This window comes from Ruegeria sp. YTSA064, from assembly GCF_059610325.1.
In genome coordinates this window covers 80,648-95,800 of the sequence record NZ_JBXWNK010000007.1, presented here as the reverse complement: position 1 = coordinate 95,800, position 15,153 = coordinate 80,648, and the positions used below count along the sequence as shown (strand labels likewise).

16 protein-coding genes are annotated in these 15,153 nt (G+C 55.8%); 5 read left to right on the top strand and 11 right to left on the bottom strand.

What is annotated here, in order from left to right:
* Window positions 1–52 precede the first annotated feature (52 nt).
* From AC2FI7_RS11995 to AC2FI7_RS11985, 3 genes are all read left to right on the top strand, one after another.
* Entirely contained in the window at window positions 53–1,951 is a 1,899-nt protein-coding gene (locus AC2FI7_RS11995; protein WP_496816117.1) for an OmpA family protein, read from the top strand.
* 1 nt (window position 1,952) lies between these two features.
* Window positions 1,953–2,273, top strand: coding sequence for a hypothetical protein (locus AC2FI7_RS11990; RefSeq protein ID WP_010443584.1), 321 nt, complete (start codon window positions 1,953–1,955; stop codon window positions 2,271–2,273).
* A gap of 163 nt (window positions 2,274–2,436) precedes the next feature.
* Window positions 2,437–2,967 carry a hypothetical protein gene (locus AC2FI7_RS11985; RefSeq protein ID WP_010443583.1) on the top strand — a complete coding sequence of 177 codons (531 nt, stop codon included), beginning with the start codon at window positions 2,437–2,439 and terminating at the stop codon, window positions 2,965–2,967.
* A 49-nt stretch (window positions 2,968–3,016) separates the two neighbouring features.
* Here AC2FI7_RS11985 and AC2FI7_RS11980 read toward each other — a convergent pair whose 3' ends face one another.
* From AC2FI7_RS11980 to pgsA, 3 genes are read right to left on the bottom strand one after another with little or no spacing between them, the layout of a single operon-like run.
* Window positions 3,017–3,460, bottom strand: coding sequence for a molybdenum cofactor biosynthesis protein MoaE (locus tag AC2FI7_RS11980; protein WP_010443582.1), 444 nt, complete (start codon window positions 3,458–3,460; stop codon window positions 3,017–3,019).
* A 1-nt stretch (window position 3,461) separates the two neighbouring features.
* A complete protein-coding gene (gene moaD / locus AC2FI7_RS11975) occupies window positions 3,462–3,707 on the bottom strand; it encodes a molybdopterin converting factor subunit 1 (RefSeq protein ID WP_010443581.1) in 246 nt (81 codons plus the stop codon).
* A 3-nt stretch (window positions 3,708–3,710) separates the two neighbouring features.
* Window positions 3,711–4,379, bottom strand: coding sequence for a CDP-diacylglycerol--glycerol-3-phosphate 3-phosphatidyltransferase (gene pgsA / locus AC2FI7_RS11970; protein WP_010443580.1), 669 nt, complete (start codon window positions 4,377–4,379; stop codon window positions 3,711–3,713).
* Between the two features lie 190 nt (window positions 4,380–4,569).
* On the opposite strand from pgsA, the gene AC2FI7_RS11965 reads away from it, so the two are divergent.
* Complete coding sequence (locus AC2FI7_RS11965; RefSeq protein ID WP_496816076.1) at window positions 4,570–5,454, top strand: DMT family transporter; 885 nt, start codon at window positions 4,570–4,572, stop codon at window positions 5,452–5,454.
* Here AC2FI7_RS11965 and uvrC read toward each other — a convergent pair.
* The 7 genes from uvrC to AC2FI7_RS11930 form a co-directional block, all read right to left on the bottom strand.
* Window positions 5,451–7,325, bottom strand: coding sequence for an excinuclease ABC subunit UvrC (uvrC, locus tag AC2FI7_RS11960; protein ID WP_010443578.1), 1,875 nt, complete (start codon window positions 7,323–7,325; stop codon window positions 5,451–5,453). The two genes, AC2FI7_RS11965 and uvrC, sit on opposite strands and share 4 nt — an antisense overlap.
* A gap of 290 nt (window positions 7,326–7,615) precedes the next feature.
* Complete coding sequence (locus AC2FI7_RS11955; RefSeq protein ID WP_496816075.1) at window positions 7,616–8,395, bottom strand: SDR family oxidoreductase; 780 nt, start codon at window positions 8,393–8,395, stop codon at window positions 7,616–7,618.
* Between the two features lie 21 nt (window positions 8,396–8,416).
* Complete coding sequence (locus AC2FI7_RS11950; RefSeq protein WP_496816074.1) at window positions 8,417–9,379, bottom strand: calcium/sodium antiporter; 963 nt, start codon at window positions 9,377–9,379, stop codon at window positions 8,417–8,419.
* Window positions 9,380–9,547: 168 nt separating this feature from the next.
* The gene (locus tag AC2FI7_RS11945) at window positions 9,548–10,345 is read right to left on the bottom strand and encodes a S49 family peptidase (protein ID WP_496816073.1); all 798 of its coding nucleotides are present in this window, start codon (window positions 10,343–10,345) and stop codon (window positions 9,548–9,550) included.
* A 104-nt stretch (window positions 10,346–10,449) separates the two neighbouring features.
* Window positions 10,450–11,211: an ABC transporter permease gene (locus tag AC2FI7_RS11940; protein ID WP_010443573.1), complete on the bottom strand. Its 762-nt coding sequence runs from the start codon at window positions 11,209–11,211 to the stop codon at window positions 10,450–10,452.
* Window positions 11,208–12,137 carry an ABC transporter ATP-binding protein gene (locus tag AC2FI7_RS11935; protein ID WP_496816072.1) on the bottom strand — a complete coding sequence of 310 codons (930 nt, stop codon included), beginning with the start codon at window positions 12,135–12,137 and terminating at the stop codon, window positions 11,208–11,210. The genes AC2FI7_RS11940 and AC2FI7_RS11935 overlap by 4 nt, the downstream gene beginning before the upstream one ends.
* A gap of 92 nt (window positions 12,138–12,229) precedes the next feature.
* Window positions 12,230–12,745: an SRPBCC family protein gene (locus AC2FI7_RS11930; protein WP_010443571.1), complete on the bottom strand. Its 516-nt coding sequence runs from the start codon at window positions 12,743–12,745 to the stop codon at window positions 12,230–12,232.
* Between the two features lie 144 nt (window positions 12,746–12,889).
* On the opposite strand from AC2FI7_RS11930, the gene AC2FI7_RS11925 reads away from it, so the two are divergent.
* Window positions 12,890–13,984 carry a CaiB/BaiF CoA transferase family protein gene (locus AC2FI7_RS11925; protein WP_010443570.1) on the top strand — a complete coding sequence of 365 codons (1,095 nt, stop codon included), beginning with the start codon at window positions 12,890–12,892 and terminating at the stop codon, window positions 13,982–13,984.
* 58 nt (window positions 13,985–14,042) lie between these two features.
* On the opposite strand, the gene hemE is transcribed toward AC2FI7_RS11925, so the two are convergent.
* Entirely contained in the window at window positions 14,043–15,077 is a 1,035-nt protein-coding gene (gene hemE, locus AC2FI7_RS11920; RefSeq protein WP_496816071.1) for a uroporphyrinogen decarboxylase, read from the bottom strand.
* Window positions 15,078–15,153 lie beyond the last annotated feature (76 nt).

Below are 15,153 nucleotides of genomic sequence, written 5' to 3'. Positions count from 1 at the left end.
TGGGCTCTGTATGAGTCCGGAACCAACCGCCCGAGGAGTTTCGATCCCACCTATGCGCATGCCTTACGCTCTTGCCGTTGCGTTGATCTTTGCGGTGACCGCCGTGCTGTCTCTGGTGGCGGCGAGCTATGCAGTGACAAAGATAGAAGATGCATCGGAGTTTGCAGTACGTCGGGCTTTGAATCTCAAGGGCCATGACTGGGCCGAGGTCCAATCCGATGGGTTGCGTGTTGTATTGACTGGTACTGCCCCGGATGAAGCTACCCGGTTCAACGCACTGACCGCCGCCGGAACCGAAGTTGATACCTCGCGTGTAATCGATGAGATGGAGGTCGCGCCCACCGCCGACCTGACCCCGCCCCGTTTTTCGGCCGAGATATTGCGCAATGACAGCGGCATAACAATCATCGGCCTCGTGCCCGCGAGCTTGGATCGCGACGACCTGATCGACAGGTTGCAGCGACTTGATCAGAACTCATCCGTTTCTGATCTGATGGAAAGCGCGGACTACGCCGAACCCAAGGGATGGGATCAAGCCATAGATTATGCGATCGTGGCACTTTCTGGCCTGCCCCGTGCCAAGATTTCCGCCAGCCCTGGATTGGTACGTATCACCGCCATCGCCGATAGCCAGCAGGAGAAAGACAGGCTGGAACAAGACCTGAGCCGTGCCGCACCGCCCGGACTGCGAATCGGCCTTTCCATCTCGGCGCCCCGCCCCGTTATCACGCCGTTTACGCTCCGCTATCTGATAGATGAAAACGGCGGACAGTTTGATGCCTGCTCTGCTCAGAGTGAAGACGCGCGGGAGCTGATCGTCGCCACCGCGCGCGAGGCTGGTTTGACCGGGCAATATTCCTGTACAATCGGGCTGGGGGTTCCTTCGCCTCGCTGGTCTAATGCTGCACAGCTAAGCATCTTGGCACTGGCCGAGATTGGACAGGGGTCGGTCACCATGTCGGATGCCGACATCACGTTGGTAGCGGCCCAAGATACCAGCCCCATCTTGTTTGATCGTGTTGTGGGGGAATTGGAAAACGCGCTTCCCGACGTATTCGCCCTTCATGCAGTACTGCCTGAACCCGAGCCCGACGATCCCGCTGGACCGATTGAATTCAACGCCACCCTCAGCCCTGAAGGTCTGGTGCAGTTGCGTGGCCGTGTCAGTGACGAGACCTTACGCGACATGACCGACAGTTTCGCCCGCGCCGCCTTTGGATCAACGCAGGTTTACACCGCCACCCGTGTGGTTCAGGACCTGCCAACCGATTGGCCCGTTCGGGTTCTGGCCGGGCTCGATGCCTTATCTCATCTACACAACGGAGCATTGACTGTAACGCCAGACGACGTTTCGCTGACAGGGGTCAGCCACGATCCCGATGCAAAGGCGCGGATCGCTGGATTGCTATCGGACAAGCTGGGCGACGCTCAGGATTTCAACCTGTCGATCACCTATGTTGAACCGCCAGCGCCTCAAGATGCGCTGCCAGATCCGGAGGTTTGCGAAGAACAGATCGCCGAAGTTCAAAGCAATAGTAAAATCGCCTTCGAACCAGGGTCGGCGACAGTCGCCTCCGACTCGCGCGATGCGTTGAATCAGATCGCGGACATCCTGCGCGAATGCGGCCCGATACGATTGGAAATACAGGGCCATACCGACAGTCAGGGTCGCGAGGAAATGAACCAGCAACTCAGCCAGGCGCGTGCGCAATCTATCCTGAACGAACTACGTGGTCGGCGTGTCCCCACCTCAAGCTTTTCAGCGGTCGGATATGGCGAGACGCAGCCAATTGCGGACAATGACACCGAAGAAGGCCGTGAAATAAACCGCCGCATCAAGTTTCATCTGATCCGGCCTGAACCTGTGCCAGATACTGAGACCGGGCTTGAAGCCGTAGAAGCAGAATCACCGGACGCCGAAGCCCAGGATGCAGGCTCAGAGGACCAATAAAGTGAACAGAATCGAATTCGTTATCGCCACCGCTATCATCCTGTTTGCTGCCTTCTGCATGGGCTGGTTTGCGAACTGGCTGGCACATCGACTGTCGCGCGTCCGTCAAAGCGACGTGGCTGATCTGGATCGCATGAGCCAGGAGTTGCACGAGGCCGAGGAAACGCGCGATCAAGCAATCACCTATCTGCAGCAACGCGAAGCGGAGCTGACCAACCAGCTAACGCAGACCGAAGCCGAACTGAGTGCAGCGATGGAGGGATTGCGTGCCGCGCGGCAAGAGGCTGAAGAGCTGCGTGGTAGGATCAACAACGCAGACTGATCTTGGCAACCTAGAAAGCTAATCCTGTTTCTACGCTTAGATCGGCGTATTTTGGCCGATAGGCGAGCACTGTCTTCATTTCCACAACTTATTCAATAATATGAATTGGTGTGTTTTTGCCTGCGCACTGAACTGTTCACGATCCAAGAAACTGGAGTGTACTATGTTTTTCAAACCAACTTTTAAGACCGCCGCAATCCTTGGGATGTTTGTGACGACCGCTGCAGTCGCCTCAAGCGATGTGATCCCGTCAGAGAATGACACCTTTACAAAATGGGGTGAAGAGTCCGGTTGGACCATCTATGTGGATGAAACCCGTGGGTCCTGCCTGATCGAGCGTGTCGACGGTAACAGCAACGTCGTTCAGATGGGACTGACAAAAGATCAGGAGATGGGTTATCTCGGCGTCTTCACACAAAACGACATCGGCTTGAAAGGCAAAAAGGAGGAAATCATCCTATCGCTGGACGGCAACGTTTACTCGGCCGAAGCGCGCAAGAAGACAAAGCACCTCGCTGAAGGATACACAGGGGGCTACATTCTGGCCAACAATCCGCAATTTGTCGAAGACGTCATGAAGAAATATGAGATGACGGTTTTCCCGGAAAAAGAAACCGGATTCACCGTAAGCCTTGATGGCACTCTGAAAGCGATCGAAGCTGCTCGGACCTGCAACACGGAACAAAGCAGTTAAGTCGATCAACCCAATCTCGGCATCCGGCAACGGGTGCCGGACCCAGTCTTTACCACCGAGTCAGCGCGTCCTCGTCCTCATCCTTGGCCGCGACCCATTCGGCCCCGTCCGAGGTGATTTCCTTTTTCCAGAATGGAGCGCGGGATTTCAGGTAGTCCATCAGGTATTCCGCCGCCTCGAACGCATCCTTGCGGTGCCGTGCAGCGGTGGCCACCATCATGATCCGGTCGCCCGGCGCAAGCCGCCCATGGCGGTGGATCACCAGCACATCCCCCAAAGACCAGCGTTTCTGCGCCTCTTCGGCGATCTTGGTCAAGGCGCGCTGGGTCATTCCGGGGTAGTGCTCGATCTCCATCACGTCCAGATCGCCCGAAGCAAGATCACGGACGACGCCTGTGAAGGTCACGATGGCCCCATTGGCGTCATCTCCGGCGGCAAAAGCACTGGCCTCGGCACCCAGATCGAACTCTTCTTCCTGAACCGAGATGCGCAATTTAACCACCGGTCATGGGTGGGAAAAACGCGACCTCGCGCACTCCCGCCAGTGACGCGTCAAAATCTGACAATTCCTGATCCAGAGCCACCCGCAGCGCAGACAGATCGGCAAAGGCCGCCGCATAGCGGTCCTCTCGCGCGCTAAGCTCGGCGACCAGATCAGACACCGTTGCGGCCTGCGTCTCAACCTTTTCTTTCGGCAGACCGATGCGTTCACGCACCCAGGCAAAATACAGCACGTCCATTGCTTAGCTCTCCTTCAGGTGGGGCATGGCTTTACGTAGGTAGTCATAGCCGGTGATCAATGTCAGCGTCGCAGCGATCCACAGCAGCCACAGACCAATACGGCCAGACCAGAACATGCCTTCAAGATGCCAGCGCATGTGGCCCAGATCCTCTACCTGCCCGGTCAACACCTGATCGATGGTCGTGGCGTCCATGCCGAACGTGGCCATCACGAAGTGGTGTTCGAATATGCCCTGCGAAAACAGGATCGCGATTGCCACCATCTGCGCCGTGGTTTTCCACTTGGCTAGTTTTGTGACCTTTAGCGTCCCGGCCACATCACCCAGATATTCCCGCAGACCTGAAACAAAGACTTCGCGAAAGAGGATCACCGTTGCGGGCAGCACCAGCCATGGCGTCCAGTGCTCGGTCGAGTAGCCCACCAGGATCATCAACGCGATCACAACCATCGCCTTATCGGCGATTGGGTCCAGCATGGCCCCGATTTTGGTTTCCTGTTTCCAAGCCCGCGCAAGATAGCCGTCGAACCAATCAGTGATGGCCGCAGTCAGGAACAGGATCAGCGCAAACCAATCCGCATAGGGGCGCGTGAAATACAGAAACATCACGGCAAGACCCGGCGCAGCCACGAGGCGCAGGACGGTCAGAATATTCGGCAGGTTCCATTTCATGGCTTGGACCCTACATCGCCGACCCGAGACATAAAAGATGAGGTCGCGAAAAACTCACAGCACACAAGCGTTTGGCACGTGGCACGTCACAGAGTCGCAACAGTAGAGAAGTCTTCAGATTCATCTTGGCATCGCAAGACATTGAAGTCAGATTGGCGGATGGTCCGACCTGAAAGTACCTGAACCCCACATGACACCGCAGATCCAAACCGACCCCCGGTCGAACCTGATCGGTAGCGCCTGGATGATCGCCGCCATGGCTTTGTTCGCGATCGAAGACGCGCTGCTAAAAGGCGCATCGGCTGACTTGCCGATCTGGCAGGTTTTGCTTCTGTTTGGGACGGGCGGATCAATGATTTTTGCATTCGTCACAACCTTACGCGGCGGGCGGTTATTCCATCCCGATGTCTTGTCTCGGCCCATGAAAATTCGCGTCTTTTTCGAGATCCTCGGACGGATGTTCTATTTGCTGGCAATCGCTCTGACGCCACTCTCATCTGCGACAGTGATTTTGCAGGCCACGCCGCTGGTCGTGGTTGCTAGTGCGGCGCTTTTCTTTGGGGAAACCGTCGGCTGGCGACGCTGGAGCGCGATTGCAATTGGTCTGGTCGGTGTCGTCATCATCATCCGACCAACAGGCGATAGTTTTACGATGCTGTCACTTCTGGCGGTGTTCGGGATGTTGGGATTTGCGGGTCGCGATCTGGCGAGCCGCGCCGCGCCCGCGACACTGGGTGCAGACGTGCTGGGGTTCTACGGGTTCCTCTCGGTCGTGGTTGCTGGTATCGCCTATCGATTCTACGAGGGCGCGCCGATGGTAGCCTTGACGGGCAGTACTGGTGCCTACATTGCGACCGCAGTAGTGATTGGGACGATCGCCTATGCGTCACTCATGAAAGCAATGCGGACGGGCGAAGTTTCAGCTGTAACACCCTTTAGGTATTCTCGGCTTCTGTTCGGGATCGGTCTGGGTGTGTTCTTATTCAAAGAGCAATTGGATCAAACAATGTGGATTGGCAGCGCCCTGATCGTGGCCTCCGGCCTTTATATTCTCTGGCGCGGGCGAAAAGCCTAACCTTTGTCGTGGAAGAAATCATAGACTTTCTGCGCCAGCCCGGCTGAGATACCTTCGACAGCTTTTAGGTCTGCCAAATTGGCTCGGCTTACAGCTTTGGCGCTGCCAAAATGAGCCAACAGAGCACGTTTGCGTGCAGCTCCGACGCCGGGAATTTCATCCAAGGGCGTAGCACCAACCGCTTTGGCCCGTTTCGCACGGTGCGTCCCGATGGCAAAGCGGTGGGCCTCGTCCCTTAGGCGCTGGATGAAGTACAATACGGGATCATTGCGTTTCAAGGCAAAGGGGCGTTGGCCGATGCGATGGAACTCTTCTTTGCCATGGTCGCGATCCACGCCTTTGGCGACACCGATCATTGGAATATCTTCGACCCCATGCGCCTGCATGATCTCGTGCACAGCACTCACCTGTCCGGCTCCGCCATCTATCAACAGCAGGTCAGGCCATAGCCCCTTATCGCGATCCGGGTCTTCTTTTTGCAAGCGAGTGAAACGGCGGGTCAGGACCTCTTTCATCATGCCGAAATCATCACCCGGGGTCAGATCGTCGCCACGAATGTTGAACTTGCGGTAAGCGTTCTTCATGAACCCTTCAGGACCTGCGACGATCATGCCCCCTACTGCGTTAGTTCCTTGTATGTGAGAGTTATCGTAAACCTCGATCCGGTTCGGCGGTGCGTCCAGATCAAATGCCTCGGCCACACCCCGCAGCAATTTGGCCTGCGTGGCACTTTCTGACATCCGTCGGGCCAGTGATTCACGCGCATTGCGTAAGGCACCAGCCACCAATTCCTGTTTCTCGCCACGCTGGGGCACATTGATTTCAACCTTACGGCCGGCTTTTTCGGTTAGCGCCTGTTGCATCAGATCGGCGTTTTCGATTGCATCAGACAGGATCAACTGACGCGGCGGTTCCTTATTGTCGTAGAATTGCCCCAGGAACGCCTCCATCACCTCTGCCGGAGACACGTCCGCACCAACGCGCGGATAGAAGTCCTTATTCCCCCAGTTTTGATTGGCGCGGATAAAGAACACCTGTACGCAGGCCTGCCCGCCGTCCATATACAGGCCGATCACATCCGCCTCAGCCACACCGCGCGGGTTGATGCCCTGGCTGGTCTGCACCTGCGTCAACGCCCGGATTCGGTCGCGCAGACCAGCGGCGCGCTCGAATTCCATCGCCTCGGACGCGGCCATCATCTGATCGGCCAAATCTTCCTGCACCTTGGTGGATCTGCCAGATAGAAACCGTTCGGCGTCCTTTACGCTTTCACGATAGTCCGCATCGGAAATCAGCCCAACACATGGCCCAGAACAACGCTTGATCTGGTAGAGCAAGCAAGGCCGCGTGCGGCTATCAAACATTGAGTCAGAACAATTCCGCAGCAGGAATGCTTTCTGCAACTGGTTCAGCGTCCGGTTTACGGCTCCAGCACTGGCGAATGGCCCGAAATAGGCGCCTTTTTCCTTCTTGGCCCCGCGATGCTTCTTGATCTGCGGAAAGGCATGATCCTTGGCGACCAAAATATTGGGAAAGCTTTTGTCGTCCCGCAGCAGCACATTGTATTTTGGCTTGAGCTGCTTGATCAGGTTTTGTTCCAGCAGCAGTGCCTCGGTCTCTGTCCGCGTGGTCAGGAACATCATCGAGGCAGTCGCTGCAATCATCTTCTCGATCCGACCCGAATGACCCGGGCGCGTATAGTTCGACACCCGCGCCTTCAGATTCCGCGCCTTGCCGACATACAGGACACGACTGTCCGCATCCAGCATCCGGTAAACACCCGGCGAGCTGTCCAGCGTTTTCACATAGCGCTGAATGCAGGCATAGCCGGTGGCTTGTGTTGATGAATCGGGGTCGGTGCTGGCTGTCATGGCTCTGAGATATGATTCTCTGACCATGGCTGCAATCTTGAGCCCCTTAGATCAAGAGAAAACAAATCCACGACTTCTGTGGATAAGTATGCAGATAACTTTTGGGGCATCGTGATTTTCCCTTGAATCATTGCCTATTCGTTAATCTGCACAAAAAATAGGCAGTATTTTAACTATTTGTTTTCAAACGATACTTTTTCTGATGTGAGACAAGTGTATGAAAATTAAGACATTTTTGTAACGTGCATGTAACGTAAATGAGAGCGGTGCAAAACTTACCGCAGTTTTACCTATTCTACGCCCAGTACATCCGGCGTCTGCCAGCCCAGATGCTGCCCGCCATCCACGCACAAAAGCTGACCGGTGACCGAATGCGCATCCAGAAAATAGCCAAGCGCGGCAGTGATTTCTGAAGGATTCGCGCCGCGTTTAAGAATCGTGTTCCGGCGTTGAGCGTTAAAGTGCTTTTCGCTTTGTCGATGACCCTGCATCGTCGGTCCCGGGCCGATTGCGTTTACGCGGATCGCAGGTGTCAATGCCTGAGCTGCGGTTTGGGTTAGGGTCCATAAACCCATCTTGGCGATCGTATACGACATGAACTCGGGCGTCAGTTTACGAACGCGCATGTCCACCATGTTCACAATCAGACCCACTGCCTGGGGCTCACCCTGTTCATCCAATGTCGGCTGCAATCCCTGTGCGGCCATGGCCTGCGTCAGAACAAATGGCGCGCGCAGATTGCTGTCGAGGTGGCGATCCCAACTGTTGCGCGTAGCGGAATGAATATTGTCATATTCAAAGATCGAGGCATTGTTGACGAGGCAAGTTATCGGCCCGCAAAGCGCGTCGACCGAGCGGGGCAGCAACGAACTGACCTGAGCTTCGTCAAGCAGATCTGCCTGCAGAGCGACTGACTTTCGCCCCAGCGCTTGCACTTCATTCACTGTGTCCAGCGCTTCCCGTTCCGAGCTTGCGTAATGCACAGCCACATCCATCCCGCGCCGCGCCAGGTATAGTGCCATGGCGCGGCCAAGACGTTTTCCCGCTCCGGTCACCAGTGCTTGGGTCATGGGCTCTCTCCCCAGGTCTGATCAGGCCAGAAGGCTAACCACATAGATCACATAAAGTAGCGTCAGGACCAAACCCCAGACCCGGGTGATGTCCTTTTTGAAGAAAACAAACGGGACCAGCAAAAGCGACGCACCCAGCATCACCCAGAGATCAAAGCGCAGAAACTCAGGATCAACCGGGATACGCCCAAACAGGGTTGCGATACCGACAATGGCCAGCAGATTGAACATGTTCGATCCGATGACATTGCCCAATGCCACATCTGCCTGCCGACGCAATGCCGCCATGACCGTAGTCGCCAGTTCCGGCAAGGATGTGCCAACCGCGATCAAGGTCAAGCCGATCACAGTTTCGCTCACGCCATAGCTCTGGGCGATGATGGTTGCATTGTCGACCAACAAATGGGCACCCATTGGCAGACCGATCAGGCCCAAGACCAAATAAACCGCTACCTTCCAATAAGGCATGTCGGGGTCTGCTTCCTCCAGACCGTCCAACTCGTCGTCATCAGCACAGGCTTCACCACAGGCCTTGCGGTGGGCATGCGCCTCGCGAAAGGCATTGGCGAGAACCAGAGCCAAAGCTGCCAGCAAGATCGCCCCACTGAGCAGATTAAAGACCCCGCAAAATGCCAGCCCGATAAACAGAACCGAAGCGAGCAGCATGAAGATATAGTTTTTTCTGCTGTCACATTCGCTTGTGTGCAACGTCGCCAAAAGCGCCGGAAGCCCTAGGACCAACAGAATATTCGCCGTGTTCGACCCCACAACATTGCCCAGCGCTATCCCCGGAGCATTTTCTTTGATCGCACTGATCGCGATCAACAATTCAGGTGCCGAGGTGCCAAAGGCAACGATCGTAAGGCTGACAATCAGCGCAGGCACACCCAATCGCAGGCTGAGGTTCACGGCCCCGCGGACCAGCGCATCACCTGCCAACAGCAAGATCAGCAATCCAAGGCCAGAGAACAGCCACGCGCTCATCCACGGCCTCCTGTTTCACAAGGACAGGGGCCTTTACCGATCTGAAACCGCCCACAACGTGAACATTTTGCAGAACCCAACCGTTTCTGACCCGGAAAGCGGAGCTTTCCGAACATCGCCAGAACACCCATGGCAACCAGAAACAGTGTGACTATTTTGATGATCACGTCACAACCCGAAACGCGCATAGGCAGCACGCTCCTCAAGCCCGGCAAAGGCATCCTGCGCAATCGTCGCCCCAAAACGGGACCAGATCGGTTTGCGCAGCCCGTAACGGCGGAATTTGACCTTATCGCCAAACTTCTCCTGCATTTTGGGCTTCAGATGCGCAATCCCGTCGATCAATCCCAACTCTTGCGCACGCCGCGCCAGCCAAACCTCGCCATTGAACAGATCAGCACTGGTATCCAGCTTGCCGTCTCGGCGAGACTTTACGTGATCAATGAAATTCTCGTGGATATCGCCCAGCAGCACTTTGAGCCGTGCAACGTCGTCTTTCTTTTCGGGGGCAAACGGATCGAGCATCGATTTCGACTGACCCGCTGTGTGCACACGTCTTTCAAAACCCTGGCGTGCCAGAAATACATGCGCGCCGAACCCAGATGAGATTACGCCTATTGATCCCAAAACCGAACTGTCATCAGCCCAAATCTCATCTGCCGACGCTGCCAGCCAATATCCGCCTGAAGCGGCCACATCTTCGACGAAGGCATAGACCGGAATATCAAGCTCTTCCGCCAGCCGCCGGATACGCGCGCCAATCAACGAGCTTTGAACAGGCGATCCACCCGGTGAATTGACCTCAAGTGCTACGGCAGCAGGCTTACCTTTGCGAAAAGCTTTTTCCAGTACCGGCGCCAAGGCGGTGGCATTCATCGACCCGCGCCCTGCCATTCCGACGGCACCGGACAGACGAACAACGGCCACCATGGGCTGCTTTTTCAGGAAGGGCAGGCTGAGTTTCATGGAAGCCGATGTAGAGGGCGCCGAGGCTGTAAACAAGAGACCCGAAGCGCCATAAACGCGACGTGAACCAATTTCACACACCTGATGGGCAAAAATGCAACGCCCTAGCTGCGGATGCGCCAGCCGGTTTTGAAGATCCAGCCGATGATTGCAAGGCAGATTCCGGTGAAGGCAAGTATGGCCAGAAGGCTCCAGAAAATGGGTACATCGGCGATTCCATAGAACGACCAGCGAAAGCCTGAAATCAGATAGACCACAGGGTTAAACAGCGTGATCGTTTGCCAGAGAGGCGGCAGCATCGAGATCGAGTAGAACGTTCCGCCCAGAAAGATCAGGGGCGTCACGACAAGTTGAGGGACCAACGACATCTGCTCAAAATTCCCGGCCCAGATACCCACGATAAAGCCCAGCAACGAAAAGCTGAGACAGGACAGGATCAGGAAAGCCGCCATGGCAAAGGGGTGTTCTATGCGTATATCGACGAAGAAGGTCGCGGTGGCCAGAATGACAAGGCCGACGAACAACGCCTTGGTTGCGGCTGCCCCCACATATCCGATCACAATCTCAATGAAATTGATCGGCGCCGACAATAGCTCATAAATCGTGCCCAGAAACTTCGGGAAATATATGCCGAAAGATGCGTTCGAGATCGACAGCATCACCACAGACAACATGATGAGACCCGGCACAATGAAAGCGCCGTAAGAAACGCCCTCAATCTCTTGAATGCGACTGCCGATCGCGGTGCCAAACACCACGAAGTAAAGCGAGGTCGACAGCACTGGCGACAAAAAGCTTTGAGCGAGCGTACGGAAGAACCGGGCCATTTCGAACCGGTAGATGGCGGCAATTGCAGACCAATTCATGCGGGCTCTCCGGATACGAGGTTCACAAATATCTCTTCAAGGCTCGACTGACGGGTCTGAACGTCGCGCAACACCAGACCAGCCTGCGCCACATCATTAAGAAGAGTGGTGATCCCGGTACGCTCAGCATGGGTATCGTAGGTATAGATCAACGCATCCCCTGCCCCATTCAAAGTCAGGTTATGCTCGGACAAGCTATCAGGAATGGCCGATACAGGTTCGGTAAGCATGACCTCGATCTGTTTCTTACCCATCTGCGCCATCAATGTGTCCTTATCCTGGACCAGCAAAAGCTCACCTTTATCGATGACGCCGATACGGTCCGCAATCGCCTCGGCCTCTTCGATGTAATGAGTGGTGAGGATGATGGTGACACCAGCCTGTTTCAGCTCGGCCACGATCTCCCACATGTCCTTGCGCAATTCGACATCGACGCCAGCGGTGGGTTCATCCAGAAACAGCACCCGTGGCTCATGCGCCAGAGCCTTGGCAATCAATACGCGGCGCTTCATGCCGCCAGATAACTCCTTGATTGAATTGCGGCGCTTGTCCCAAAGGGACAGCTTGCGCAAAATCTCTTCGATCCGGGCATTGTCAGACCCGTGGCCGAACAGCCCTCGTGAGAAGCGAACAGTATTCCAAACCTTCTCGAACGGCTCCAGCGCGATCTCCTGCGGCACCAGTCCTATCATCTTTCGCGCCGCGCGAAACTCGGTCTGGATGTCATGCCCCCCCACGGTAACCGATCCTGATGTCGGAGTAGTAATGCCGCAAACAGTGGAAATCAGCGTTGTTTTACCAGCACCATTCGGACCCAACAGCGCAAGAATCTCACCTTCTTCAATGTCCAGAGACACGCCTTTCAACGCCTCAAAACCATCGGCATAGGATTTCCGCAAATTGCGGATGGACAAAATGGTGGTCATGCGTTCCCTCGTTCTGGCCCTGCAACCTATCGCGGGGGACCATCTTGGAACAGTCCAATTCCGCGCATGCTCATGCGCATGTATGCAGGGGCTTAATCTCGCCCTGTCAAACGGCCTAGCCAACCCTTTTTAGTTTCTTCCTCGGCGTCATCGTCTTCCGGCGGTGGCCCTTCAAAGTGCTCTTGCAGATTGGCAAAAAACTGATCCGCCATCTTCTTGGCAAATCCATCAATCAGGCGGCTTCCCAACTGCGCTAGCTTGCCCCCCACTTTGGCATCAACGTCGTAGATCAGAAGCGTGCCGCCAGACTCGCTTGGCCCAAAACTTACATTTGCACTGCCCTTGGCAAAGCCTGCGGCCCCACCCTTGCCCTCACCCGCGATGGTCAGACGTTCCGGTTCAACCATATCAGACATGGTAACGGTCCCTTTGAAGGTCGCCTTCACGGGGCCGACCTTTTGCACCACGGTCGCATGGTATCCTTCAGTCGGATCGCCAGTAATCCCTTGTGCACCACTGATGCAGGCTTTCAGCACTTCAGGATCCAGCAGGGCAGAATAAACTTCGGCGGGTGACGCCTGAATTTCGCGTGTATCGCTTAGCTGCATCTGAGAACCTCTTTCATACCTACGGCAGACCGACATAGACCTAGCCCTGAATTGTCGATGCAAGCAACCCAATTGCAGGGGCAAAACAAACTCTTCGCTTGCATTCGCTGCGCCACGCAGAAACCCTGCGTCGCAGGAGGGACCATGCTGAACGGAATTCGTATCATCGAAGTCGAAGGGCTTGGCCCGGGCCCTTTCGCAGCCATGCTGCTGGCGGATATGGGTGCGGACGTCATCACTATTCACCGTAAAGGATCTGCGATCACACCGGGAATGCCTGAGCGTTCCCTTCTGGACCGAGGCAAGCGATCCATTGCGCTGGATCTCAAGGACCCACAGGAATTAGGGACAGCGAAACGTCTGATCGCAACCGCTGATGCGCTGATCGAAGGCTTTCGCCCTAGCGTGATGGAAAAGCTTGGGCTGGGCCCTGAGGATTGTCATCAGATCAACCCGAAACTGGTCTATGGCCGAATGACTGGTTGGGGACAGCAAAGCCCTTTGTCCAACACTGCAGGCCATGATCTTAACTATATCGCGCTTTCGGGGGCGTTGTCTTACGCTTCCCCACCTGGCCAACCACCCTTAACACCTGCAACGCTCGTCGGAGATATCGGCGGTGGCGCACTGTATCTGATCGCAGGTCTGCTAGCCGGGCTTCTGAATGCCCAAAGCACAGGAAAAGGCACGGTGGTGGACGCTGCCATCTACGATGGTTCAGCCCATATGATGAATCTTCTGATGAGCCTGCGCCAGACTGGCAACCTGTCCTACACTCGGGGTGAAAGCCTGCTGGACGGCCCACATTGGAGCCGCACTTACACGTGCGCAGACGGTGGCTTCATCTCAGTTCAATGTCTGGAGCCAAAGTTTTACGGCTGCTTTCTGGATATCCTCGGGCTTGGCGATGATGCAGAATTCGCTCGGCAATATGACCAAGCTGCGTGGCCGGGCCTGACGGAACGCCTGAGCAAAATATTTGCCCAGAAACCTCGCGATGAATGGGCGGCGCTGTTCCAAGATACAGACGCCTGCGTTGCCCCGGTCCTAAGCCCGCAAGAAGCGCTAGATCACCCCATGAACACGGCCCGCCAAACATGGATCGACCACGACGAAACACGTCAAGCCGCAGCGGCACCAAGATTCTCAACCTACGATTGGCACCCTCGATCTAGCCCAAAACGCGGAGAGCACACAGATGAAATTCTGAACGATCTCCCGCCCGCTTCATCTGGCTAAAAATATCTCGGGGGTGAATTGGCCGAAGGCCAAGAGGGGGCTGGCCCCTTAGCCCAACTTACCGCCCGCGCACCGTATCGATCATCAATTGAACGTTCTCGGGATCGGCATCCGGTGTAATACCATGACCCAGATTGAAGATGTGTGGCCCTTTCGAAAAGGCCTTAACAATTCGACGTGTCTCATCAACCAGCGCCTGACCACCCGTGACCATATGCAATGAGGCTAGATTGCCCTGCACACACCCATCGACTTGTACATTCGCAGCAGCCCATTCGGGCGACACAGAATTGTCCAGTGCGACGCAATCCACTCCGGTGGCTTTGGCGAACCCGATGTAGCCCTGATCCGCTTCGCGCGGGAACCCGATGACGGGTATGCCCGGGTGACGGGCCTTTATGGCTGCGGTAATCACGCGGCAGGGTTCAACAGCGTATTTCTGAAACGCTTCGCCTTTCAATGATCCTGCCCAACTATCAAAGATTTTGACAACCTCGGCCCCGGCCTCGATCTGAGCTGACAGGTATTCAATCGTCGCAGCAGTGATCCGATCCAAAAGCGACTCGAACAGCGCAGTGTTTTCTTCACGCAGCGTATGGGCTGGCCCCTGATCCGGGGTGCCCCGTCCGGCGATCATATAGGTCGCCACTGTCCAGGGCGCGCCTGCAAATCCGATCAATGCGGTTTCAGAAGGAAGCTCACGCGAAAGAATACGCACGGTCTCATAAACCGGAGACAGAGTTTCATGGATCGCATCAATCGGCTTCAGCGCATCGAATTCCGATTGCTGCGTGATCGTGGACAGACGCGGCCCCTCACCAGTGACAAACCATAAATCCGCGCCCAGCGCCTGTGGCACCAGCAAGATATCGGCAAACAGGATCGCAGCATCAAATCCGTAACGGCGGATGGGTTGAAGGGTAACCTCGGCGGCCAGCTCGGGATTATAGCACAAGGACAGGAAATCACCGGCCTGTGCACGCGTGGCGCGATATTCGGGCAGATACCGCCCGGCCTGCCGCATCATCCAGATCGGCGGCACTTCCTGAACCTCACCCGCCAGCGCCCGCAGTACTTTCTTTGTCTCGGCCATTCGTGCCCCCAGTATTCCGGTTTGGTGCAACGGGTCGGCCCTCAGTGGCAATTTGTCAAGCTCTGCCCCCATTGTC

What these genes read in the sequence shown, in the direction of transcription:
- AC2FI7_RS11995 (WP_496816117.1), top strand. Translation starts at nt 53, where the DNA reads ATGCGCATGCCTTACGCTCTTGCCGTTGCGTTGATCTTTGCGGTGACC.
- AC2FI7_RS11985 (WP_010443583.1), top strand. Translation starts at nt 2,437, where the DNA reads ATGTTTTTCAAACCAACTTTTAAGACCGCCGCAATCCTTGGGATGTTT.
- moaD (WP_010443581.1), bottom strand. Translation starts at nt 3,707, where the DNA reads ATGGACGTGCTGTATTTTGCCTGGGTGCGTGAACGCATCGGTCTGCCG.
- pgsA (WP_010443580.1), bottom strand. Translation starts at nt 4,379, where the DNA reads ATGAAATGGAACCTGCCGAATATTCTGACCGTCCTGCGCCTCGTGGCT.
- AC2FI7_RS11965 (WP_496816076.1), top strand. Translation starts at nt 4,570, where the DNA reads ATGACACCGCAGATCCAAACCGACCCCCGGTCGAACCTGATCGGTAGC.
- uvrC (WP_010443578.1), bottom strand. Translation starts at nt 7,325, where the DNA reads ATGACAGCCAGCACCGACCCCGATTCATCAACACAAGCCACCGGCTAT.
- AC2FI7_RS11955 (WP_496816075.1), bottom strand. Translation starts at nt 8,395, where the DNA reads ATGACCCAAGCACTGGTGACCGGAGCGGGAAAACGTCTTGGCCGCGCC.
- AC2FI7_RS11950 (WP_496816074.1), bottom strand. Translation starts at nt 9,379, where the DNA reads ATGAGCGCGTGGCTGTTCTCTGGCCTTGGATTGCTGATCTTGCTGTTG.
- AC2FI7_RS11945 (WP_496816073.1), bottom strand. Translation starts at nt 10,345, where the DNA reads ATGAAACTCAGCCTGCCCTTCCTGAAAAAGCAGCCCATGGTGGCCGTT.
- AC2FI7_RS11940 (WP_010443573.1), bottom strand. Translation starts at nt 11,211, where the DNA reads ATGAATTGGTCTGCAATTGCCGCCATCTACCGGTTCGAAATGGCCCGG.
- AC2FI7_RS11935 (WP_496816072.1), bottom strand. Translation starts at nt 12,137, where the DNA reads ATGACCACCATTTTGTCCATCCGCAATTTGCGGAAATCCTATGCCGAT.
- AC2FI7_RS11930 (WP_010443571.1), bottom strand. Translation starts at nt 12,745, where the DNA reads ATGCAGCTAAGCGATACACGCGAAATTCAGGCGTCACCCGCCGAAGTT.
- AC2FI7_RS11925 (WP_010443570.1), top strand. Translation starts at nt 12,890, where the DNA reads ATGCTGAACGGAATTCGTATCATCGAAGTCGAAGGGCTTGGCCCGGGC.
- hemE (WP_496816071.1), bottom strand. Translation starts at nt 15,077, where the DNA reads ATGGCCGAGACAAAGAAAGTACTGCGGGCGCTGGCGGGTGAGGTTCAG.